13 protein-coding genes are annotated in these 23,397 nt (G+C 60.8%); 5 read left to right on the top strand and 8 right to left on the bottom strand.

The window, feature by feature from the left end; translation table 11 throughout:
- Positions 1 to 442 precede the first annotated feature (442 nt).
- Entirely contained in the window at positions 443 to 1,408 is a 966-nt protein-coding gene (locus SMA01S_RS04680) for a LacI family DNA-binding transcriptional regulator (protein WP_245649154.1), read from the top strand.
- 280 nt (positions 1,409 to 1,688) lie between these two features.
- On the opposite strand, the gene SMA01S_RS04675 is transcribed toward SMA01S_RS04680, so the two are convergent.
- From SMA01S_RS04675 to SMA01S_RS04655, 5 genes are all read right to left on the bottom strand, one after another.
- Entirely contained in the window at positions 1,689 to 3,272 is a 1,584-nt protein-coding gene (locus SMA01S_RS04675) for a DUF5597 domain-containing protein (RefSeq protein WP_066817942.1), read from the bottom strand.
- 339 nt (positions 3,273 to 3,611) lie between these two features.
- The gene (locus SMA01S_RS04670) at positions 3,612 to 6,032 is read right to left on the bottom strand and encodes a glycoside hydrolase family 2 TIM barrel-domain containing protein (protein ID WP_066817940.1); all 2,421 of its coding nucleotides are present in this window, start codon (positions 6,030 to 6,032) and stop codon (positions 3,612 to 3,614) included.
- A gap of 113 nt (positions 6,033 to 6,145) precedes the next feature.
- Positions 6,146 to 8,140 (bottom strand): glycoside hydrolase family 9 protein, encoded by a 1,995-nt coding sequence (locus SMA01S_RS04665; RefSeq protein ID WP_066817939.1) that lies wholly within the window; start codon positions 8,138 to 8,140, stop codon positions 6,146 to 6,148.
- Positions 8,141 to 8,420: 280 nt separating this feature from the next.
- Positions 8,421 to 9,929 (bottom strand): tryptophan halogenase family protein, encoded by a 1,509-nt coding sequence (locus SMA01S_RS04660; protein ID WP_066817931.1) that lies wholly within the window; start codon positions 9,927 to 9,929, stop codon positions 8,421 to 8,423.
- A 199-nt stretch (positions 9,930 to 10,128) separates the two neighbouring features.
- Positions 10,129 to 13,590, bottom strand: coding sequence for a TonB-dependent receptor (locus tag SMA01S_RS04655; RefSeq protein ID WP_066817928.1), 3,462 nt, complete (start codon positions 13,588 to 13,590; stop codon positions 10,129 to 10,131).
- Between the two features lie 1,059 nt (positions 13,591 to 14,649).
- Here SMA01S_RS04655 and SMA01S_RS04650 point away from each other — a divergent pair.
- The 4 genes from SMA01S_RS04650 (at position 14,650) to SMA01S_RS04635 (ending at position 20,092) form a co-directional block, all read left to right on the top strand.
- Positions 14,650 to 15,768: a sensor histidine kinase gene (locus SMA01S_RS04650; protein ID WP_169804186.1), complete on the top strand. Its 1,119-nt coding sequence runs from the start codon at positions 14,650 to 14,652 to the stop codon at positions 15,766 to 15,768.
- A gap of 4 nt (positions 15,769 to 15,772) precedes the next feature.
- The gene (locus tag SMA01S_RS04645; RefSeq protein ID WP_066817925.1) at positions 15,773 to 16,573 is read left to right on the top strand and encodes a LytR/AlgR family response regulator transcription factor; all 801 of its coding nucleotides are present in this window, start codon (positions 15,773 to 15,775) and stop codon (positions 16,571 to 16,573) included.
- 819 nt (positions 16,574 to 17,392) lie between these two features.
- Positions 17,393 to 18,817 (top strand): GH39 family glycosyl hydrolase, encoded by a 1,425-nt coding sequence (locus tag SMA01S_RS04640; RefSeq protein WP_245649153.1) that lies wholly within the window; start codon positions 17,393 to 17,395, stop codon positions 18,815 to 18,817.
- Between the two features lie 207 nt (positions 18,818 to 19,024).
- A complete protein-coding gene (locus SMA01S_RS04635) occupies positions 19,025 to 20,092 on the top strand; it encodes a glycoside hydrolase family 43 protein (protein WP_066817923.1) in 1,068 nt (355 codons plus the stop codon).
- A 707-nt stretch (positions 20,093 to 20,799) separates the two neighbouring features.
- Here the strand turns inward: SMA01S_RS04635 and pcaF are convergent.
- From pcaF to SMA01S_RS04620, 3 genes are read right to left on the bottom strand one after another with little or no spacing between them, the layout of a single operon-like run.
- Positions 20,800 to 22,005, bottom strand: a complete 1,206-nt coding sequence (gene pcaF / locus SMA01S_RS04630) for a 3-oxoadipyl-CoA thiolase (RefSeq protein ID WP_066817921.1) — start codon at positions 22,003 to 22,005, stop codon at positions 20,800 to 20,802.
- A complete protein-coding gene (locus SMA01S_RS04625) occupies positions 22,002 to 22,670 on the bottom strand; it encodes a 3-oxoacid CoA-transferase subunit B (protein WP_066818700.1) in 669 nt (222 codons plus the stop codon). Before SMA01S_RS04625 ends, pcaF begins: the two co-directional genes overlap by 4 nt.
- Complete coding sequence (locus tag SMA01S_RS04620; RefSeq protein ID WP_066817918.1) at positions 22,670 to 23,380, bottom strand: CoA transferase subunit A; 711 nt, start codon at positions 23,378 to 23,380, stop codon at positions 22,670 to 22,672. Before SMA01S_RS04620 ends, SMA01S_RS04625 begins: the two co-directional genes overlap by 1 nt.
- Positions 23,381 to 23,397 lie beyond the last annotated feature (17 nt).

The raw sequence follows: 23,397 nt of genomic DNA, 5'->3' as shown, positions 1-23,397 counted from the left end.
CCGGTGCTAATTATTGATTGAGAGCGCTACCAATTTTACGCGCTACTAGCAATCCGCTCGGTGACGCGGTGGCGGATTTGTATCGACAGCTCGATCATTGCCCCCGGCGTGATAACGTCGAACGCTAGGGCCTCGCAATTGTACGCAATCGGGCAAATACGACACCGGCTCCATGCATAGGATGTCGCTGGGATATCGACATCCCATTCATTACAAGCCAAGGAATTGCGGCGCGGTTCGATCGTTAGGATCGCTAACAATAAGGTGGATAGCGCGATATCGCCGTCAATCTGTCCAGTATTTCAGCTGGCCGTGGTGGGAAGCAGTGGGCTAGACGAACAGGATGAACGAAGAGAGCGGCCACATTAAGCGGATATCGCGCCGACAGGGGGCGGGGGCCCCGACCATCACCGACGTCGCGCAGCGCGCGGGCGTCTCACCGATGACCGTTTCGCGCGTGATCAACGGCGCCAGCCATGTCCGGCCGCGCGCGCGCGATGCCGTCAACGCGGCGATTGCCGCGCTCAATTATGCGCCCAACCGCGCTGCGCGAAATCTCGCGGGTGGCGGGCAGGTCCGCGTCGGGCTGCTCTACAGCAATCCGAGCGCGGCCTATCTCAGCGAATTTCTCGTCGGCACGCTCGATCAGGCAAGTCGCAGCGACATCCAGCTGATCGTCGAGAAATGCGATCCTGGCGGCGAGGAGGCTGCGGCGCGGCATCTCATGGCCGGCGGCATCGACGGCATTCTGCTGCCCCCGCCGCTCTGCGATTCAAAGCCCCTCCTGGCATTGCTCGCTGCGGAAAAGGTGACGGCTGTCGTCGTCGCCTCGGGGCTTCCGGCGGAGGGCGTCTCGGCGGTCAGCATCGATGATTTCGATGCTGCTCGCGCCATGACCCGTCAGATTGCGGGTCTGGGCCACAAGCGGATCGGATTCATCATCGGCAATCCCGACCAGACCGCCAGTGCGCGCCGACTGGATGGATACCGCGCCGCGCTCGTAGAAGAAGGCATCGCGGTCGACGAGGCGCTGATCGTCCAGGGGCTATTCTCCTATCGGTCGGGTCTCGAAGCAGCGGAAAAACTGCTCGACCTGCCCGTTCCCCCCAGCGCGATCTTTGCCAGCAATGACGACATGGCTGCCGCCGCGGTCGCGGTGGCTCATCGTCGCGGACTGGATGTGCCCGGTAAACTCACCGTATGCGGGTTCGATGATACCACGCTGGCGACCGCCATCTGGCCCGAATTGACGACGGTACATCAGCCGATCGCCGACATGTCGCGTGCGGCGGTCGAAATTCTCGTGTCGGAAATTGCCGCTCGGCGCGAGGGCGAGCGGCGCCAATCGCGCCGGATCGTTCTGGATTTTACGCTCGTGCGTCGTCAGTCGGATGGCCCGCCGGGTTAGCGGGCACGACGCAGGCCGGCGTTAACGAACGCCGCGCCACGCTGTTACAGTGCCGCTACTATATTGACCGGCGCGGCTCGCGGGAGCGCGCCGATCCGGTGCGCCGCCAAGGCTTCCTTATCGAGGTCTGGATAAAGAGAACGAGAATCATACGAATATCGAAACTCTCCAAAGACTTGGGCTCATTACCGCGACTGGCCAAAATTCGATCAGCGACCCGTGTCGGCCACACGAACAAACCCCACCTTGAGTGGGAAGATTTGCGGCGCCAACCGACCAATCAGCGAGAGATGCCGAACCGTACCTTGAGGAGCGTCGGCTTCGTCAGGTTGATGCCGTGATCCACCTGGTCGCCGTTCCAACGGCGCTTCATGAGCCAGCGGCCATTCTGGAACGTGCCTTCCTCGACCACCATGAAACGTCCACCGCCATCGGGTGCGGGGGCGGTTTCGCTGAAAGCGAGGCGCACGTCGGACCCGGCAAGCAAGAATTCATCGGGACCTAGCCCGATGACTGCCGCGCCGCCAACGGGACGGTCCTTGTTGGGATTTGGCGGGGCATCGCGGCCCCCGAACTCCCAAAGCCCGTATTGCGCAGTGATCTTCCAGCGGCCGAGAATCGCGGACTGATCCGACACGTCCTGACCCTTCGCGAAACCGACCGTGGGATGGTCGTACGCGAGCCGAGCCCATTCCTGCGCGATCGGCGCCATCAGCGCGAATTTGGAAGAGACAGCTTCGAGATTCTCGGGCGTGTTCAGACCGCCGAGCGGGAAATTGGAATAGGTCGGATCCATCCCGAACGGAGACCAGCCGATCGCCCCTTTGCCGAGCGCTAGCCAGAAGAACCGGGCGAATCCCAGGTCGTTGCCGGTCTCGGGAATGAACAGTGGATTATCCGGTCGGGCGTAGTGATCCATATACGCATTGACGGCCGTCGAGTTGCGCTCGTAAATGTCGGGCGCTTCGATCGCGATATGCGGAGCCGCGGCCTTCCAGATGTCGATCACGGCCCAGTCGGGCCCGCTATTGCCCCCGGCGTCGTTAAAGGCGTCGCTGAGCGCAGCATTGACGTACATCGGCAGGTTGAGTTCGGCTTGGCCGGCAGCGGCGATTTCGTCGATATAGCGTGCAAGGTACCAGGCGGTGAAGTTCCGCGCAGCGGTCTTCCCGAAGGCCTGCGTCCAAGTGCCGCTTTTCCCGGTTCGCCGCGCAAGCTCTGTGGGGATGGGTGCCGCGAACAACCGGTTGGCTTCGGGCGAATAGTCGCGATCGAGGCCGTAGCTTCCGACTTCGTTCTCCGGCTGCACCATGATGACGGTGTGATCCGGATCGATCTCGCGGATGTGACGCATCAGGGCCACGAATGCGCGCTTGTCGGCTTCGAGCGTATTCCGGCCGAGTGGCGTATGAACATAATGCTGCTTGCCATCCTTGGTCAGCATGTGCGGGAAACGCTTAGAATCCGCCTTCACCCATTCGGGCGCATAAGCCGGCCCGGTGTTCTTCCAGGTGCCGAACCAGAGCAGGACCAGACGGACGTGGTTCTCGCGGGCCTGCGGAATCAATGCGTCGACCCAGGAAAAGTCGAACTTGCCCTCGACCGGCTCGATCTGTTCCCAGGCGACCGGAATTTCGAGCGTGTTGGCGTGAATGGCGTGAATCGTCGGCCAGACCTCGGGCAACATGCCCGGATAATTACTTGAATTGTGCGCCTGCCCGCCAAGGATCAGGAAGGGGGCGCCATCGACGTACAAAGCGTGACGGCCGTTTTTGGAAACGATCCGCGGCAGTTCGGCGGCCGAGGCAGGGAGGGCAAGACACAGCGAGAGGAGCATGCCGCAGAGGCTGCGAAACAGGTTCATTCTCTCTCCCTTGATTAGCCGATACCTCAGCCAAGCGAAGGCTCGGCCCAACGGCAGTGCTTGTGCAATCACCCGCGGCTCCTCCCACGATCCGCCGCGGCTGCATTTTGGCAACGGTCAGACTCCGGTTCGGCCGGTAAGACACAAGCACGCGCCCAAGTCCAATGGGGTGTGTTAAATCCATGGTGGAAATCGCTGTAAATATACGAAAAATTACCAAGCTATTCCCGTTTGCTGGATTGCTGGACTGTCCCGAATAGCGTCAGTCCGGTTCGTAACTTTTTCGCGTTCAAGGCAGAGTAATTGCCTGATGCGTTGCTCGAACCGCGATGGCTGGGTCTATTTCGATACGCTTTCCAGCTGAAGGCGCTTTGTCGGCAATCCCTCGACTTTGACGTCGATCAGGACGGGCCCGGTTTTGGTGCCCGCGCGCAATGCCGCAACGACGCGTCCGTGGAAGCTCTTGCGTGTGCCCGACTGGAAGCTCGACGCGTCTTGCGGATTGCCGTTACCGATGCCCGCCAGCGTCGCGGCGCCGACGGCCCGCACCGACACGACACGATCGGCGCGCTGGTCGTAAACCGGCGTTCCGGCGGCATCGACCAATTCCACGGTCACGTAAGCGAGATCTTCGCCATTGGCGGTTAGGTGGCGGCGATCGAGAGTCACGCGCGCGCTGGCTGGCGTGCCGGCGGTGCGCAATTCCCAGCGCGCTACCGCGTGTCCATGATCGTAACCGACGGCCGTCAACCTCCCAGGCGCATAGGGCGTCTTGAACACGGTCTTGAACTCGCTCTCGACCCCTGTTTGCTTGCGCCCGAGGCTGACTCCGTTGAGCAACAGCTCCACTTCTGGAAGTTCGGAATAGACCACGACCTCAAGCGGCTTCCCTTCCTGCCCGGGCCACGTCCAGCTCGGATGGACGTCGTCGAGCGCCCAATCGAGATGGGGTGGCGTAATCGGATAGAAGTGCCGGTCGGGAAGGTCCTGGGTTCCTTCAGGCTGGCGAACGAACGCCGAGATCGGATCGATACCCGTCTTCCACAGCACTTCGCGGTAATAAGCGGCGGGCCTCTTGCGTCCGGTCGCGTCGATTTCACCGCTATAAGCGAGATGCCAGGGGTAGGGGCCGAGCTTCTGCCAGTCCTGGCTATAGCCCATCCAGCCAATGCCGGATTCGCCGAGATAGTCGACGGCAGTCCAGACGAAATCACCGATCACCCAGGGCATCGTTTCGACCGGCCGCCAATATTCAAAGGCATCCCGCGAGGTCGATTCCGAGGTGTACATGACCCGCTGCGGGAATTTCAGATGATCGCCCGCGAACAAATGCGCTCGATAATTGTATCCGGCCACATCAAGCGCCGCGAACTGGTTGTCGCTACCGGGCGGATCGATGCTGACCGCTTGGGTCACTGGCCGGGTCGGATCGAGGGCGCGCACGCGCTCGGCCAGCTTCTGCGCCGTTTCGACGCCTAGCGGCGATCCCTGTTCCGGAATTTCGTTGCCGATGCTCCAGAAGATCACGCTCGGGTGATTGCGGCCGCTGACCACCATGCTGGCGATATCCTGCGACCAGTCCGCAGCGAAGAAACGGGAATAATCCTGGGCGCGCTTGTCCTTGTTCCAACTGTCGAAGGCCTCGTCGATCACCAGCATGCCGAATTCGTCGGCGGCGTCGAGCGTGGCCTGGCTCGCCGGATTGTGCGCGCTGCGGATGGCGTTGTACCCTGCCGCCTTCATCAGCGCGACCTTGCGACGGTCGGCGTCTGGGAACCCCGCTGCGCCGAGCATGTAATTGTCGTGGTGGATGTTCCCGCCGCGCAGGACCACGCGTTGGCCGTTGATGCGGAGACCGTTCGTCGCATCGGCGGTGATGGTGCGGACCCCGAAGCGGGTTCGGCGCGTGTCGGTGATGACGCCGCCTATCCGCGTCTCCTGCACCAGCGTGTAGAGATTGGGAGAAGCGGGCGACCACAAGGCCGGGCGCGGGATCGCGAGCGATTGGTCCCATTCGCCGCTCGCCCCTGCTCCTAGAGCTTGGCGCCGACTGGTCTGCGCTACTACCCGGCCATTCGCCGCTATTATCTTGGACACGAGTTCGACCGACTGCGCCCGGGCCGCACAATTGCTCGCGGACGTCCGGATGGCGACCATGCCCATGTCCGGCGTCGCCTTGGGCGTGGTCACGAAGACCGAGTCCGGATCGATGTGGACGCAATCGAGGATCTGGAGCGTGACCGGCCGGATGATGCCTGAGCCCGCATACCAACGCGACGACGGATCCGCGTGGTTGACGCGCAGAGCGATTACATTGTCGCCGGCCCGCAGCTTGCCGGTGAGATCGACCGTGAACGCGGTGTAGCCATAATGGTGCCCGGCGACGCGGCGGCCGTTCACCCAGATCGTGGCGTCCATATAGACGGCTTCGAATTTGAGCCGAACGATCTTGCGCATCGCCGATGCGTCGAGTTTCAGATGGCGCCGATACCAGCCGATACCACCCGGCAGATAGCCGGAATCCTGGCCGGCCGTGGCGCCGCGATCGAATGGCCCGGCGCCGCCACGCCCGTCTATGATCGACCAGTCATGCGGTACCACGACCGACTTCCAGCCGCGATCATCTAACGTCGGTGTTTCGCCGCCTTTGACGTCGCCCCTGCTGAAGAGCCAACCCTGCGACAGCCTTTGCTCGTCGGCTGCAGCCGGTGTCGTCGCGGCGAGCAAAAACAGGATCATCGCCAGCGCGAGCTTTGCCACGAGCGCGAGAGCCCGAAGCAGCGCAGTTGCCGTTTGCCGCGACGGCGCACCATTCCGGCTGGGCGATGACAGGCTTGGGCGAACGTTCCGTGAGTTGGTTGGCCTCGAAGCCATCAGACTAACCTCGACAACATGCGGATGTAATTTGCCTGATAGCCGTTTGAGACTTCGGCAATCGGCCAGGAATTGAGCGGCCAGCCGTCGTTGAAATCCTTGTATGATTTTTGCGGCGGCTGACCGTAGGGCGGCTGGGGGCGTTCGGAACCGCATAGCGGGCTGATCTGAGGGCAGCGCGAATCCCAATCCCATTGCCCATAATTGGGGCCGCCGACCAGGAACCCGGGCGGTGGGCCGAACGTCGATTTCTTCGCATCATCCCACTTGGCCGATCCGTCAGCGAACCAGGTATGGAATATCTGGTTCACGGAGTTGGTAGCGCCGAGGCCGTACATGTTGGTGAGATAGACCTTACCGAACGGATTCACGCCGTGGAGATAGTGAAGATAGCCCGCAGCGGCGTTCACCACGTCCTTGCGCGGATGCGTGCCAAGCCCGAACTGGTTTAGGTCAAGGAACAGGTTCCCCCAGATGCTCTTCACGGAATTCGAGCCCCAGATATAGTCGGTGATATAGGCGCGATAGGGATCGGCCTTGCCGCTGACCTTGCCCCAGAACGAACCCGATTCCATGCCGCTGGCGAACGCGCTCTTGATCGCGGCGGCGACATTCGGGGTCGCTGTGGGCAAGCTCGCATAGTGCAGCAAAACGAGCTGCGTATCGCCTTCGTAGGGCGTCACGTAATTGTTCCACGCGATCAGATGCGTCTGGTTGTAATTGCTGTCGACAAACGCGCGGTAGGCAGGGTTGGCGGTCAGATCGAAGAGATATACGGCTGCCTGGAGCTTGAGCATCAGCCGGCCGAAATCGTCGGTTTCCTGCTGCCCGGCACCGAGGCCCTCCGAGCCGTTCGAAGCATCATTGTTCTGGAACAGCACCTTGGGATTTGCATCGGCCCAGTTCCACGCCAATTCGGCCCGGCTGCGCAAATCGGCGGCATAGCTGGCAAGAGCGGGAAAGGCGCCGAGCACCTTGGCGCCAAAGGCGAAGGCCGAGGCGGTGGCGAGGGTCGCCGACGTGTTGGCCGGTCCGTAATAACTGGGCTGGGTCGCGGACGAAGGCGGGCTGGCGCCGGCCTCCCCGACGATTGACAGGACCGAGCCGTTGGCGAGCTGCATGCGGCGCAGCCAATCGAGCCCCCATTTTGCTTCGTCGACGATGTCGGGAATGCCGTTGCCTGATTCCGGGATGTTGAAGTCGTCGGTCCAGATTCCAGGCCGCTGCGCATAGGCCTGAAGCAGCGCGACGACATAGCCGGCGGCCCAGCTCGTATATTTGTTGCAGTCGCCGGCGTCGAACCAGCCGCCCGACACATCCCTTTCGGTGGAAGGATCGTTCTTCGCCGAATAGAGGCGCGCATTCCGGTCCTGACCCGGCGCCACAAAAGCCGCGCCGTCCGCCCAGCCGGCTCCGGCGTTGGTCGCGGTCTTTTCTTGCCCGCATCGCTGGTAGAAGAAATACCGCACCGCCGCCTTGAGCACCGGCGCGTAGACTGTGGCGCTGATCGCAAAGGTGGGGGAGACTTGCTGGCGTTGCGCGTCGCGGATGAAATATGAGCCTTCGGCCGTCACATCGCTGAAGTCGAAATGCCAGGCCTTGTCGCCGGACGAAATATCCTGTGCGCCGCCATTCCACGCCGCGGGTGCCCCCGAAAAGACGACGGCATTGGTCGTGGCGTTCACGACTTCGTAGGTCGCACCGGGGACAAAGGAATCGCTCGCGTCGAACCCGGTTTGCGGATCGCGGATCACGGCGATCTTCTCGAGGGCGGGAAGATAGCCAAACTGATCGACCACGATCGCCGGCCCCAGCAGCATCGTGGAGGCCGTGGGGGTGGGGCTGGGCGTAGGGTTCGGGCTAGGAGTGGGCGCGGGTGAAGCCGCCGCTCCCCCGCCCGTTGATCCGCCGCAACCTGCCAGGCCCAGCGCCAGCAAGTTGACGCCCGCCGCCAGAAGAAACTTGCGGCGATCGGTCATCGAGTCGTGTTTCATGCGGTCCTGGGCTCCCAAAATTCCTTGCGGGCGGCACATGCTCCCGATCCCGCTTTCGCTCGCGAAAGCAGCAAGATCTGCGCGTGACGGACGATCCCGTTTGTCGGTGCGAAATGCCCGCAGATTAGCCGCAGGCTTCGGCATTCAGTCGGCAGCATATTGGGCTATTTCTCCACAACAATTACAGTCGGTGCCCGCGCGAAAGAAATGTTGCGAGCGAGCGGGTAAATGACCAACCCGGCCGGTCCGTTGACAAGGTGACCAACCGGCGGGCAGCAGCTCAGTCGGCGGGCGCCGTTTGCGGTGCCTTGCAGTGACGATCGATGAAATCCTGGTGCGACGTGACCGCCTGCGCCGAACGCATGATCTCTTCGCGGCGCAATTCCATCCCCGTGCGGATCTGCTCCAACGGATAGAGATCGGCCGATACGTCGTAGCGCGCTGGAACGACGCTGTTGCCCAGCAGGATGGCGAGCCAACTCGGCTCCATATAGGATTCAGAATCGCCCAGCGCGATTTGTCCGCTTGCGTTCCAGACATCGAGCTTGTGCCGAAGGCTGTCGGGTATCTCTATGTCGCGGCACGCCGACCACAATTGTTCGGGACGGCGCGAAAGGTAATAGTGCGCAATGATGAAGTCGCGGATGCGCTCGATCTCGCGGGTGGAGATCCGGTTATATTCGTCGCGCAGAACGGGATCGATGATCCGTTGGGGAAAGTATTTGAGTAGCTTCAAGACCCCCATGACGATCAACTGTAGTCCGGTTGATTCTAGGGGTTCGAGAAAGTTGGAGGCGAAACCGATCCCCACACAATTCCGGTTCCAGAACTGCTTGCGGTGGCCTGAGGTAAAGCGGAACAACCGCGGCTCGGCGAGCGGTTCGCCGTCGAGACTGCCCAGCAAGGCGTCGCGCGCCGCGTCGTCGCTCCAGAAATCTGAGCTATAGACCATGCCATTGCCGCTGCGATGTTGCAGCGGGATAGTCCAACGCCAGCCCCCGGCGTGCGCGGTGGCTCGGGTAAAGGGCGTTGGCGCGCCGGTGCGTTTGGATGGCACCGCCATGGCGCTGTCGCAAAGCAACCAGCGCGACCAGTCGACAAACGGCGTGTCCAGCGCCGTTCCCAGCAATGCGGACGCGAAACCGGTGCAATCCAGGAAGAGGTCGCCGGATACCGTAATACCGTTGGCAAGATGGATCGCGGCAATATTGCCGGTCTCGCTATCCAGGTCGACGTGCGTCATCTTGCCTTCGATACGCTGCACGCCCAGTTCGGTCGCCACGTCCCGCAGATAGCGGGCGTACAACGCCGCGTCGAAATGATAGGCATGGTGATAACGCGAATTCTGCGGATCGCTTGGGGTGAAGTTGTTGTTCTTCGCGACGGCGTAGGCGAACGAATAATCATCGATCGGACGGTCGTCGCCTGATTGGCGCATTCTCAGCCAATAATGATGGGTCTGCACTCCTTCGACCGCGTGGCCATAGTCGCTGAACGCATGGAAATGCCGGTTTCCGGCAACGCCCCAGTCGCAGAATTCAATGCCCAGCTTGAACGTGCCCTGGGTGCGGCGAATGAAGTCGAATTCATCGATGCCGAGCAATGTGTTCAATTGCGCCAGTATCGGGACCGTCGCTTCCCCGACGCCGATGATGCCGATTTCCTCGGATTCGACCAGCGTGATGCGCGTTTGACGGGGGTTCGTCTTCTTGGCCAGCAGCGCGGCCGCTATCCACCCCGCCGCGCCGCCGCCCAGAATGACGATATCTTGTTGATCGCCGCTGTTCATAAACCCTGTCTCGCCATGAACGTACCCGGTGCCGTGCCTGCCGAATGGGCTTCAGGCGCATGCAGCGGTGTGATGTCGGTCAAGACACGCGCCAGCCGGCTGTGCCTATGACATGCGACCGGGCATGAACCAGCCGCAGCACTGTGTTCGAAAAGAGGACGGGCGCTTCTCCAGGAAGCGCCCGTCATTGTTCAGACCGTCACAAGCGCACCCGCACGGTGAGATCGAAGCGCCGATCGCTGACGTTATAGTCGTACGGCTCGAACACGCCCGGTATCGGTTCCTGAAGGGTTCGCGAAACCGTGTTGAGGAGGTTGTTCGCGTTGAACGAGACGGAAATCTTCTGGTTCACCGCAAAGTCGAAACCCATGTCCAGATAACCGGCCGGTGCCATGTAGGCCGGGACCATGTTGTACACCGGATAGGAATGGGTCGAGTCGAAATTCGTCGGACTGGTGTTGAGCGTGTAGGGATTGCCACCGCTCGTTGCATAGGACAGCGGATTGACGTTGGTCGACAGCAACGCCTTGTCGCGCCAGTTGTACGCCAGGCGGAAATTGACCTTGCCGCGGCTGTACAGCAACTGGATGTTGTAGGCCCATTTCGACAATCCGGCGTAAGGAAGGTTCGGGTAGGTCTGTGGCACCGAGCCGTCCGGATTGAGGCCAGGAAGTAGGCCACCGACCGGGGGCGTGGTCAGCACGCTGTTGGCCTGCTGGGCAGGGTTGCGGCTGTCGATGAAGGTCAGGTTGGCGTCAATACCCAGCCCGCGAAGTACGCCGGGGAGCTTGTCGAAGAACTTGCGACCGCCAATCTCGATGCCCCTGATATAGGCCGTCTGAGTTGACGTCCTGTTCTGCAGAAAGACCCACGGAAGGTTCAGGCTCGTCGGCGTGATATTCGGGTTATTCGCATCCGACGTTCCTACAGGAGGCGGAGGCTCGCCATTGGCGTAAGCCTTCAGTGGCGTGGGAACATTGTTAATGACGAATGAATAGAATTGCGGCTCATCCTTAATCTGCTTGGCGAAGAAGTCTATGTAGAAGAAACTCGATGCAGACGGATAGTATTCGAAAGTCAGGTCTTCGCTTTTTATCATGGTGGGTTTCAGGTTCGTTCCGCCGCCGTTGACGATAACGCCAGTAAGAATCGAAGGCGTGCTTGGCAGGTTAGTGACGGAGTTAGAGAGCGACCTGGCGTTGATCGAACCGCCCGGGCGGATGTCATTGAGATTGGGCGGAGCAGACGAGATCGACGCTGCACCGCGAATCTTGAACTTGTCGGACGCGTCGAACTTGATGTTGAACGACGGTAGAACGCGCGTGTAGCTATAGTCACGCGTCTGTGGGAAGTAAGATTGAGTAAGCCCATAGAGTGTCGGGTACACCGCAGGTGCGCCCGGCAGGTTATTTTGTTTGTTGATCCAAGCCGTGCTGTCCGCTTCGCTTAGGGCGAGGTTCGAGGCGGCCTGCGTTCCCAGCAGAGCATTCGCGCGCAGGGAATCGTGGAATACGCGAACACCGATATTACCCGAGAATGCCGGAATGAAGCCGATACGGTCATGCGCGAACCTGGCCTCCGCATAGCCGGCGAAGTTCATGATCCGGCTATCGGTCTTATTCAGACCCTGATCGATATAACCCGTAAAATACTGAGCTTTAGTAGGGTTGGGGTAAAGAACATTGTTGATGGTGACGGGCTGGCCATTATACGTCTTGAGCAGATGGTACCAATCATAGCTCTGCAGGAGAGAATCGCTCGGAACAAAAAGATACGCCGGAGCCGCTATTTGACCACCAAAGAAATTTTTGAAGCTCGCAACTTGATAATCGGACGCCGAGACATGAGGATTGTTAAGGAATTGGATATTCCCTGGACCCGCCGCGGCCCATTCCGGCCCCGATGGTTTCGCCAGCCACGACTGACTGAGCGGCGCGTAATAGGTCCCGACGAAATTGTCGTTTTCGGTACGCCTAGCGGCACGAGCGCCAACAGTGATGCTGCGCAGGAATCCACTGTCGCTTACCCGGTATTCGAGGTCGAGATGGCCAGCCAGCATCGTCCCCTTATTGTTGGGCTCATGATAGCCGAGCTGGGCCAGATACGCCGTGCTCTTATCGAGCAGGCCGGCAGTGGGTATGCCGGACACGACCGGCAACGACCCTGTCAGGTCGACATTCACCGAATTGACCTGCGGGCTGGTCTGATTGAGGCCAACGTAGAATTGCTGACCGGCCGAGCGTGAGCTGACATATTGCACCCCGCCACGCACCGCCACCCGGTCCCCGGGGGTCCAGACGAAACTCTGGGAAATATCCAGCGTGGAATTCTTGGTGTGAGATGCCGTCGACCCGCCACTAGGATTCAGTGAGGTGTTGGGGGGGGTGCATTGCGCCAGAATCTTGCCATCCCAACCGGCGGGCGGATTGGACGGATCGATTTGGGAATTAGCCGACCAGTCCCACTGTATCGACGACACGGGAGAGCCGTAGGTCGCGCCGCAATCGATCTGGTACCAGCTGGGCAGCCAGCTGGTGTGCATGGTCGTATTCTGGAACTCCGCCGAATTGCCGGTAGATCCGACTGCGAGGGTTCCCTTCTGGAAGGCGCCATTGGGATCATATTGGACCGGCGTGCCAACCTTAGGCATGACTGTAGAGATAGTGGAAGGATTTGCTCCCACGCTACCGCTATTTCCCCGGCTATTCTCGATATATTGTGAGAAGAATATGGTGTTGGTCAGCGTAAGGTTTGACGCCGGCTTCCACTGAATGGCCTGATACGCGCCGTATCTGTCCCGCTTGTTCTCGCTAGTGCTCCAATTGACCGAGCTCGGAACAAAGGCAAGACTATCGCTACGCGTAGCGGTCGGCGTATATTGGGCGAACATCGCGCCAACCGCCAGATCGCTGCTCTGCGGATACAGGCGGCTGAAGGCGACATCCCACAATATGCCAATTTCGCCGATACCGGTGTCGAACCGCTTGGAGAACATAGCGGAAATGCGGGGGGACCCCTTTTTCGCCTGGGTGCCGTAGCTGCCGCCCACGGTGACGTTGAACTGCGTATCCTTGAAATCGAACGGCACATGTGTGCGCAGATCGATCGCGGAGGCGCCCCCTTCGATGAGGTCGGTACGCGTCGCCTTGTAGACATCGACTCCCGCCATCAGTTCGGGCGTGACTTCGTTCCAGCTAATGGCGCTTGCGCCGTTGGCGCTGAACAGCTGCTGGCCGTTGAGCATGCTCGAATTGAAGGGAAGCCCGCGCACGGTAATACCCGAACCTTCGATCTGGAACGCGGTGTTGCCGCCGTTGACCCCCGTGAAACGCGAGATCGACACACCCGGGACGCGCTGAAGAACCTCGGTGATCGAATTGTCCGGAAGTTTGCCCGCTTCGTCCGCGGTCACCGAGTCGACGATCGTGTCCGAGTTCTTCTTGATGGAGATTGCATCCGCCAGCGCCTTGCGCCGCGCGGTGATGATAATGTCGGTCGCGACATCGTCGCTCTCATCTTTCGCCTTGGCGGGCTTGTCCGCTGTGGCATTGTCAGAGCTCGTTGCTCCCGCATCCTGCGCCCATGCCGGCGTAGCCATGCTCAGGCTTGCAAGGATCAGCGCCGAAACGCTGGCTTCGATCATGAGGTTGCGTGTTTTCATTTTCCCCTCCCATTCATGTTCTTCATAAGATGTTGATATTATTCGCAAATGTTGCTGGTGCGGTACGCTGCGCTCAGATTCATTGGCTTTGTCTGTTCGCGTGCGCGCCGATCACGGGACGTTTGCTGCGATGCTCCTCCCCGTCCCACGGGCTGCGGGTCAGAACCCAGCTGGCCTCGACCGCAGCACACGTCTCAATCGCGCGCTGTCGGGTTGCTTGTTATTGGTACCGCTACCAATTTTGGCCATGAGAACTGACGCCGCCTGTCTCAAGGCTAGCCCTTGCGGGTCGACTTCGACGTGGGCGGAGCACAGATGGTTACACACGAGCGCTGGAGCGCATGTGTCGAGCATCTCGTGGTCAATCATCATTCCTCTACCCTCCATCTCAAATGGCAAGGGGAGGGGTGCTCTGATCGGCATCATCTCTCCCCAAACGGCTCGTCTATTCTTCCGGCCCGTATGGGACGGAGTGACTTCACCACTACTTATCAACGACACAATTTTGCCGCCGCGTCCATGTATTGGGTTGGCGGTATCCACGAAAATTGGCGAAAAATGACAGATGAGAGGGGGCGTCCAGTCCGTTCCGCTAGCCTCCAAGCCGGGTTGCGGTGTTGGAGTCCGTTTCACAACATTTTCTACAAATGCCGATCCACTGGCCTTGGTCGGGGGCCTGTGCGCCCATAAGCAGTTTGAAAGCGACCTGCGGCACGCCCAATCGTCGAATCACCTGACGCAGCGGCTCGCGACGTCCAGCCGATACTTATTGCGTCGCAGCGGGAATTTCAGGAGAGACCATGACATTCGTTCGGTCAGGTGCGAACATGCTCAGCCTGGCGTTGTTCCGGCTAGAGATGGAGAGCGTTGCCGAGTGAAGGGGTGTCCCATGTTTGACCGCCAAGGGCGGCAGCTACGCCTGGCCAGAGTGTTCCGGTTTCCGCGGGTGCCGTCCGGCGGCGGACGTCACGTAAATGGGCTTTATGGCCGCGAATGCGGTATAGGCCGTATCCGGTTATGATCTCCGCGCGGTCCAACTCTTCGATCTTGGCGAATGGTGTGCGACAACGCATCCAACGCGTCCCGTCCGTCCAAGCGGAAGACGCCTGGCATCGCGTTTGGCGCGCATGGCTGCGCCCGGCAATCCTCATCTTCCTGATCTGGACGGCGGTCGGCGTATTCCTGTCCTTGCCGGATATGCTGAAGGGTCTTCCATGGCACCACTTCACGGCGAAGTTAATCGACTCCTGGGCCTGGGCGCTGCTTACTCCGGCGCTACTGCTCATTGACAAGAAGGTCGTGCCGAAAGACCAGAACATCTTCCGCCTCAGCCTGCTCTTTCTTCTCCTGAGCGTCCCCTTCAGCCTGGTTCATACGTATCTCGCGGGATATCTTCTTCTCTTCGTGCCCCAAGTCTGGTGGAATCCGTTAACAAACGGCGAGTTTGCCGTATATTATTTCCTTGGGGGCTGGCAGACTTACTGCGCCGCCGTGGGCATATTTCAATCCTTCAGATATTATAGCCGCTATTTGACGGGGCAGCTCGAATTGGGTCGCGTAGAGAAGAGCCTGCTCGAGTGGCGCTTGAACGCGTTGCGCCTTCACCTCGAGCCGCATTTTCTCTTCAACACGCTAAACGCCATTTCATCCGAGGTCGGCGCGGACCCGGTCTTGGCGCGCAACATGATTGGTGATCTGGCCGCGCTGCTTCGGGGTTCGCTCGATTGCAAAGACAGGTCGGAGATACCGTTGGCGCAGGAACTGACGCTTCTGGAGCATTATATCTCGATCCAGAGATTCCGCTTCGGGGACAGAATCCAAATCGAACTCGACATCGAGCCCGAGGCGTTAACGGCGATGGTACCTTCGATGTTGCTCCAGCCCTTGGTCGAAAACGCGATTCGCCATGGTCTTGAAGGTCGTTTGTCTGGAGGAGCGATCGATATATTGGCCAGGCGAACTGCGGGGCAGCTGCAAATCCGGGTGCTTGACGACGGGGTGGGACTGCCGGCTAATTGGCGAAAGGAGAGTTCGGCCGGCCTGGGGATCCGCGTGACGGGTGAACGCCTTGCCGTGCTCTATCCGGACCTGGGCGAACAAGCCCTGACGATTCAGCCTCGTCCGGGTGGTGGAACCGAGGTGGCCATTTGCATACCACTGAGCGAAAAGTGGCGATAAGGGGATGAAATCGCAACTTGAGCCGATCACCGCTCTTGTCGTCGATGACGAGGCGCCGGCGCGTAAGCGCCTGGCGGATCTGCTGACCAAGGACCGTAGCGTCGGCAAAATTCTTGAAGCAAAGAATGGCGTCGATGCAGTTGCGCTGATCCAGGACGCGCGCCCAGACATCGTATTCCTCGACGTCCAGATGCCCGGAGTGGATGGCTTTGGCGTGATCGACGCCCTGGGCGCCGAAAACATGCCGCTGACGGTGTTCGTCACGGCCTATGACCGGTTCGCACTTCAGGCGTTCGATGCGGACGCCGTCGATTATCTGCTCAAGCCATTCGGCGACTCTCGCTACGAGAAGATGATGGCGCGAGTAAAAAAACGGTTGGACGAACTGCGCGCGGAAAATGCGAGCGACGCAAATTCCTTTGGTCCAGAACTGCTCAAGTTGGCTGCAAAGCGTGCGAAGCCGGGCGAGATTTGGGAATGGATGGTCGTAAAAAAGCGGGACGCGACGCAGTTCGTCATGACGCAGGATATCGACTGGATCGAAGCGGCCGGCGTGTATGTGACACTGCACGTGGGAGCAGAGGAATTCCTCTACCGGGCTGGACTGGCTTCGGTTGTGAACCGGCTCGATCCCTTTCGGTTCATTCGCATCCATCGATCCAGTGTCGTGAATCTAAGATCGATCGCCTTTCTCGAACGCCGTTCCCATGGCGAGTTCGAGGTGGTGCTGAAGGATGGCACGCGCCTGATGCTCAGCCGAAGTTACAGGAACGAGGTCGAAGAGATGCTGGGGCAATCGCTCTGAACTAGCGAATTTGCCCACGCATCGGATGAATGTTCGCCGAGGACGGTGCGTTAGAACGCGCTGCGAATAGGTCGAATCCGGCTTTTGCGACCAAGCCCGCAACCACAAAGGATCTAGAGTGGGCGGCGCTTCCATCGAAAAACAGCCCGCGCTGGTGCCCTGATTCGCGTTTTGCTTACGGCCTCCTTCCCGGCTTGCCATCAACCGAGCCGTTTTACCGGGCCAATTTCCCGGTCCGGAACAATTTCCGCATAGCCGGCATCGCTTCGCTATAGCTCCTTGCGAACGGTGCTGCGGCAGCTCGTCAATGCCAAGGTCGGTGATGAAATTTCCCGGTACGATATTTAGACATTACATTGTTTATCGAGACGTCATTCGATCAAAACTTACATGATATTCGTGCCATTTTTTTGAAAACCTATTCAGTGCTGAAAGTTGATTTGAAAGATCGACTTGGCGCGCTCAACTACACGAGCTTGGACGAGCCTCCACCTGGGGCCGGGGATAATATCCCGGCCCGCCTTTTTGCCTATCGGTACCGATGAGGTGGGACGTGGCGTTGGCTAAGAAGGTATGTCGGCCGCATCGGCGTGTACGAGCGAGCGCGGGAACGGCAGAATGTGCCGAAGCGGATAAAAATAACTCTGGGAGAGAAATGTCGTGAAGAGATGCCGTTATCCCGTCCTTTTCTGTGGAGCGCTGGCCCTTGCGAGCTTCGCCTCTTCGGCGCTCGCGCAGTCCGCAGCCCCTGCGCCGCGCGTGGTGTTGGTGGATCGGGCGACGGCAGAGGCTCCGGTTGATCGCTTTTTCGATCTTTCCGTGGGATCCGATTATCCCGGAACGCTGATCCGAGACGACAGCATGGCTCAGCTCAAGACGGCGACGGGCGAATTGGGTTTTCGCTACATCCGCTTCCACGCGATCTTCCATGACGTGCTCAAGACGGTGCAAGTGAGAAACGGGCAGGTCGTCTACGACTGGACGCGTATCGATGAACTCTACGACAAGTTGCTCGCGCGCAACATCAGGCCCTTCGTCGAGCTCGGCTTCACCCCGGAAGCGCTGAAGACTTCGGACAACTCGATCTTCTATTGGAAGGGCAACACGTCGCATCCAAGGCTCGACGCCTGGGCACAACTGATCGACGCGTTCGCTCGACATATTCGGCAGCGTTATGGCGTCGAAGAGGTGCGAAGCTGGTATTTCGAGGTCTGGAATGAGCCCAACCTCGACGGTTTCTGGGAAAAGGCGGATCGCGACGCGTATTTCGCGCTTTATGACGTGACGGCGCGTACGCTGAAGGCGGTGGATCCGGCGCTCCGCGTCGGGGGGCCATCGACCGCCGGCGCCGCATGGGTGCCCGAATTCCTCGATCATGTCGCCGCGAACCGGGTGCCGGTCGATTTCGTCACCACGCATACTTACGGCGTAGACGGCGGCTTTCTCGACGAAGAGGGCAAGGGCGACACCAAGCTCTCGTCTTCGCCCGACGCAATCATCGGCGACGTTCGCAGGGTGCGGGCGCAAATCCAGGCGTCGCGCTTTCCCAATCTGCCGCTTTATTTCACCGAGTGGAGCACCAGCTACACGCCGCGGGACGCCGTGCACGACAGCTATGTGAGCGCGCCCTATATTCTCACCAAGCTCAAAGGGGTCGAAGGTTCGGTCCAGGGTATGAGCTACTGGACCTACAGCGACCTGTTCGAAGAGCCCGGTCCGCCCACCGCCCCATTTCAGGGAGGCTTCGGGCTGATGAACCCTGAGGGGGTCCGCAAGCCCGCCTGGTTTGCCTACAAGTATCTCAACGCGCTTCGGGGCCAGGAGATATCCGTGAAGGATCCCTACAGCATGGCCGCGGTCGATGGGTCCGGACTGACCTTGCTGGTGTGGGATTGGCACCAGCCCGACCAGAAGCTCAGCAACCGCCCATTCTACACCCGATTGGTGGAGTCATCCCCCGCCGCGCCGGTCAGCGCGCGCTTCGTGCATGTCCAGCCGGGGCGGTATCGCCTGCGTACCTACCGGACCGGCTACCGGCATAACGACGCCTATTCGGCCTATATCGATATGAAGATGCCCCAGAAGCTTTCGGCGGCCCAGCTGGAACAATTGCAAGGGCTGACCCGGGACGTGGCCGAACGCGACGTAACAGTCACTGTTCCCAAAAGCGGATCCCTGACGATCAAGGCGCCCATGCGGACCAATGATATCCTGCTCATGCGGCTCGAACGGATCCGGCGCTAAGCAAAACCCGATCGGACCCTTGGGGCGAAGGCAGAGGTGAATATTAGCGGGGTGAGATGCCAGTCGCCCGCTAATCACCGTGCTTGGCCCGTATTGGCGCGTGCCCGTAATCGTCGCCCGGCGACGACCGAAACGGCTGGCGGCGAGTTGGAGGAAAGAATGACACGCAACGCCCATCGACTTCTCGTCCTGTTTGCGATCCCGGGCATGGCAGCGCTCGGCGCCGCGCAGGCACCCGCGAACGATGAAGTTCAGACCCCGGCGCGGCAATATCTGTCCCAGCCGCTCGTTACCTCGCTGTTTACCGCGGATCCCGCGGCTCACGTGTTCGACGGCAAGCTCTATGTTTATACCAGCCACGACACCGAGGAGGGGCCGCCGCTCCCCGACGTCGAGCCCTTCAAGAATAGCGAGGGCGGGGCGTTCAAGATGCGCGACTATGTCGTGCTGAGCATGACGCGTCCCAACGGACCGGTGCAGGTGCATCGCAATGTGCTCGACATTGCGGACGTACCCTGGGCGGCGCGGCAGATGTGGGCGCCCGACGCGGCCTATCGCAACGGAACCTATTATCTTTATTTCCCGGCCAAGGACCGCGCCGGGGCCTTCCGCATCGGCGTCGCGACGTCGAAGCAGCCGGCCGGACCGTTCAAGGCCCGGCCCCAGCCGATCAAGGGCAGCTTCTCGATCGATCCCGCGGTGTTCGTCGACGATGACGGCAGCAGTTATATGTATTTTGGCGGGCTGTCGGGCGGGCAGCTTCAGAAGAATGTCGGCGGCGTCTACGATCCGAACGGCCCCGCCGGCGATCCGCGGGGCCCGAACGAGCAGGCCTTCATGCCGCAGGTGGCGAAGCTTCGCGGGGACATGCTCGAATTTGCGGAAAAACCGCGTGAGGTGCTGATCGTCGACGAGTACGGCAAACCGCTCACGAGCGGCGACGGGACTCGGCGCTTCTTCGAAGCCTCATGGATGCACAAATATCGTGGGAACTATTATCTCAGCTACTCCACCGGAGGCTCGCATCTCATCGCTTATGCGGTGGGGAAGTCGCCTTACGGGCCCTTCACCTACAAGGGCAACGTCCTGCTGCCCGTGCAGGGCTGGACGACACATCACTCGATCGTTCAGTATAAGGGTCGCTGGTGGCTATTTTATGCGGACACCCAGATCTCGGACAAGACCTGGCTGCGCAACGTCAAGGTGACCGAGCTTACCTACAATGCCGACGGGACGATCCGTACGATCAATCCCTTTGTCACGCCCCGAGATTAGGCCGCGACTGCGGGCGGAAATTCAGCGGCAGCCAAGCGGAGGTGCGATTCCCTGTCGAATCCGCCCTGGAAACCGCCATCAAGAAACAGCCAACTCCGGTCTGGAAATCCCGAAAGCGGTCGCTTATAGACCCGCGACCGTCGATCGGTGGCCTCCTAGCCTCGTCGACACGCGGGCGTGGTGGAACTGGTAGACGCGCCGGACTCAAAAAGGGGTTCCGCGACGAAGCGTTCGTTCTATGCGACGAAAAATTTCATAGTAATATTAGCATTTTAAGTTGCATAAAAATAGCCCGTTTCGGCCATATTCTCTTGCTGGGAGCCATATGGGAGCCAAGAGAATTTAGTTCGGCGAGCGCCAACAGCCTGGCGCTCGGCTTGCGAAGGCCGCATCACGCCCGCCGCCTTTGCCATTCAGCGCTGGCTCTCGATCTCCAGATGACTGGCATGATGAGCGGACACGGCGGCAATTTACCCATTTAGTGATCGCTTGCCGTGAACGAGGGGCAGCCCTCTGCAGCGGATCGCCCGCGCACTTTCGGCACCGTCATTCCGCCTCAACGCTTGCCGCTACGCCGAATTCAGTCGCGGTGTCTTCCTGCCGGCAAACCGTATGCGCTCGAACTCGACTACTAGACGGGTTCGCGTGCGGAATTGCGATCTTTATCGCCCAACCGAAGCTCTTAATCTCCGCTCCTGCTCGGCGCCTCACACGCGCTCCAGCATCAATGCGCAGCCTTGCCCGACGCCGACGCACATGAACACGATGGCGAACCGGCCTCGGCTCTGGTGCAGTTCCTCGACTGCCGTCATCACGATGCGCGCGCCGGACATGCCGAGCGGATGGCCCAACGCGATCGAGCCGCCATTGCGGTTGACGCGGGGATCGTCGGGGCGAATGCCCAGCGCCCGCAGCGTTGCAATCGCCTGGCTGGCGAAAGCTTCGTTGAGTTCGATGACGTCGAGTTGGTCGAGCGTGACGCCGGTCATCCGGCACAGTTTGTGGGCAGCCTCGATCGGTCCCGCGCCCATGATGCGCGGCGCGATGCCCGTCGCCGCCATGCCCAGCACCCGCGCGCGCGGTGTCAATCCGTTCGTGCGCGCCGCGGTCTCGCTCGCGATCAGCATCGCAGCGGCGCCGTCGTTGAGCCCTGACGCATTGCCCGCGGTTACCGTACCGCCCGGCCGGACGACCGGCTTGAGCCGCGCCAACGCCTCGAGGCTGGTCGCACGCGGATGTTGGTCCCGAGTGAAAGGGATCGGTTCGCCTTTTGGCTGCGAGACCGCCACCGGCACAATCTCCACCGCCATCCGGCCGCTGGCGATGGCGGCGGCGGCCTTTTCCTGGCTGGCGAGGGCGAAGGCATCCTGCTCCTCGCGCGTAACCTTCCACTCGTCCGCCACATTCTCGCCCGTCTGCGGCATCGTATCCACACCGTAACTGGCGCGGAGCACAGGGTTAATGAAGCGCCAGCCGAGTGTCGTATCCTCGATCTTCTGGCCGCGGTCGAAGACACCCGCCGCCTTGCCCAGCACATAGGGTGCACGCGTCATGCTCTCGACCCCACCGGCGATGATCAGGTCCGCGTCACCGGCGCGGATTGCCTGCGCGGCCACGCCGACCGCGTTGAGGCCAGAGCCGCACAGCCGGTTGATAGTCGCGCCCGGCACCTTTTCTGGCAGGCCCGCTAGCAATGCGGCCATCCGCGCGACGTTGCGATTGTCCTCGCCGGCCTGGTTCGCGCAGCCGAGCAGCACGTCGTCGACCGCATCCCAATCGACCTGGAGATTGCGCTCGGTCAGGGTGCGCAGCGGGATTGCGGCCAGGTCATCGGCACGGACGGTGGATAGCGCGCCGTTCAACTTGCCGATCGGCGTGCGGATGGCATCGCAGATGAAGGCGTGGCGCGTCATTGATCCTGGCCCGATGCGATGGAGAATGAAGGATCGGCGAGGATGACCGGCGCCGCAGTCTTCGCCTGAACTTCATCGGTAGTCACGCCTGGCGCGCATTCGAGGAGGCGGAGGCCCGGCTTGTCGCAGGCGAGCACGCATAGATCAGTTACGATCAGGTCGACACAGCGTCGGCCGGTGAGCGGCAGCGTGCAGGCGGGCAGGATCTTGGAGGCGCCGGTCTTGCTGGCGTGTTCCATCACCACCACGATGCGCTTCACACCGGCGACCAGGTCCATCGCGCCGCCCATGCCCTTCACCATCTTGCCCGGGATCGTCCAGTTGGCGATGTCGCCCGCCTCGGAGACTTCCATCGCGCCCAGCACGGCCATGTCGATATGGCCGCCGCGGATCATCGCGAAACTGTCCGCGCTAGAGAAGAAGCTCGAGGTGGGCAGGGTGGTGACGGTTTGCTTGCCGGCGTTGATCAGGTCGGCATCGGCTTCACCCTCGAAGGGGAAGGGGCCGATGCCGAGCAGGCCGTTTTCCGATTGCAGCGTCACGTCGATGCCGGCGGGCACATGGTTGGCGACCAGCGTCGGGATGCCGATGCCCAGGTTCACATAATAGCCGTCGCGCAGTTCGCGGGCGGCGCGCTGCGCCATTTCGTCGCGGGTCCAGGGCATCATCCATTCTCCCGGCAGCGGGTCGTCAGCTTTTCAATGCGCTTCTCGTTGATCGTCGAGCGTACGATGCGACCGACATAGATGCCGGGGGTATGGACCTGGTCCGGATCGATCGTACCCGCGCCCACGATCTCCTCTACCTCGACCACCGTCACTTTGCCGGCCGTCGCCATGTTTGGATTGAAGTTGCGCGCGGTCTTGCGGAAGACGAGATTGCCCTCCGGATCGGCGCGCCAGGCCTTGATGATCGAGAGGTCGGCGCGCAGCCAGTTTTCGCGGACATAGTCCTCGCCATCGAAGGTCTCGACCGGTTTGCCTTCCGCAACCACCGTCCCGACGCCGGTCTTGGTGTAGAAAGCGGGGATGCCTGCGCCGCCAGCGCGGATGCGCTCCGCCAGCGTGCCCTGCGGGTTCAGTTCCAGCTCCAGCTCGCCCGAGAGATATTGCTGCTCGAACAGCTTGTTCTCGCCGACATAGCTCGAGATCATTTTCTTCACTTGCCGGCTCTCGAGCAGCGACCACAGGCCGAACCCATCAGCGCCGGCATTGTTGGAGATGACAGTCAGGCCGCAGACCCCGCTCGCACGGATTTCCGGGATCAGGCTTTCGGGGTTGCCGGAAAGCCCGAAGCCGCCCGACATGATCGTCATTCCATCGAACAGCAGGCCGTCGAGCGCGGCAGCGGGACTATCGTAGAGTTTGTTCTTCATCGTTCCTCCAGCGGCGC

Origin of the sequence: Sphingomonas mali NBRC 15500 (genome assembly GCF_001598415.1) — a bacterium.
In the GTDB taxonomy this organism is placed as follows: domain Bacteria; phylum Pseudomonadota; class Alphaproteobacteria; order Sphingomonadales; family Sphingomonadaceae; genus Sphingomonas; species Sphingomonas mali.
The sequence above is the reverse complement of the archived record's forward strand: the minus strand, read 5'-3'. Positions and strand labels throughout refer to the sequence as shown.

Bases quoted from the DNA above. Each gene is read 5' to 3' on its own strand.
- SMA01S_RS04680 (WP_245649154.1), top strand. From the start codon at position 443: ATGACCGTTTCGCGCGTGATCAACGGCGCCAGCCATGTCCGGCCGCGC.
- SMA01S_RS04675 (WP_066817942.1), bottom strand. From the start codon at position 3,272: ATGAACCTGTTTCGCAGCCTCTGCGGCATGCTCCTCTCGCTGTGTCTT.
- SMA01S_RS04665 (WP_066817939.1), bottom strand. From the start codon at position 8,140: ATGAAACACGACTCGATGACCGATCGCCGCAAGTTTCTTCTGGCGGCG.
- SMA01S_RS04660 (WP_066817931.1), bottom strand. From the start codon at position 9,929: ATGAACAGCGGCGATCAACAAGATATCGTCATTCTGGGCGGCGGCGCG.
- SMA01S_RS04655 (WP_066817928.1), bottom strand. From the start codon at position 13,590: ATGAAAACACGCAACCTCATGATCGAAGCCAGCGTTTCGGCGCTGATC.
- SMA01S_RS04645 (WP_066817925.1), top strand. From the start codon at position 15,773: ATGAAATCGCAACTTGAGCCGATCACCGCTCTTGTCGTCGATGACGAG.
- SMA01S_RS04635 (WP_066817923.1), top strand. From the start codon at position 19,025: ATGGCAGCGCTCGGCGCCGCGCAGGCACCCGCGAACGATGAAGTTCAG.
- pcaF (WP_066817921.1), bottom strand. From the start codon at position 22,005: ATGACGCGCCACGCCTTCATCTGCGATGCCATCCGCACGCCGATCGGC.
- SMA01S_RS04625 (WP_066818700.1), bottom strand. From the start codon at position 22,670: ATGCCCTGGACCCGCGACGAAATGGCGCAGCGCGCCGCCCGCGAACTG.
- SMA01S_RS04620 (WP_066817918.1), bottom strand. From the start codon at position 23,380: ATGAAGAACAAACTCTACGATAGTCCCGCTGCCGCGCTCGACGGCCTG.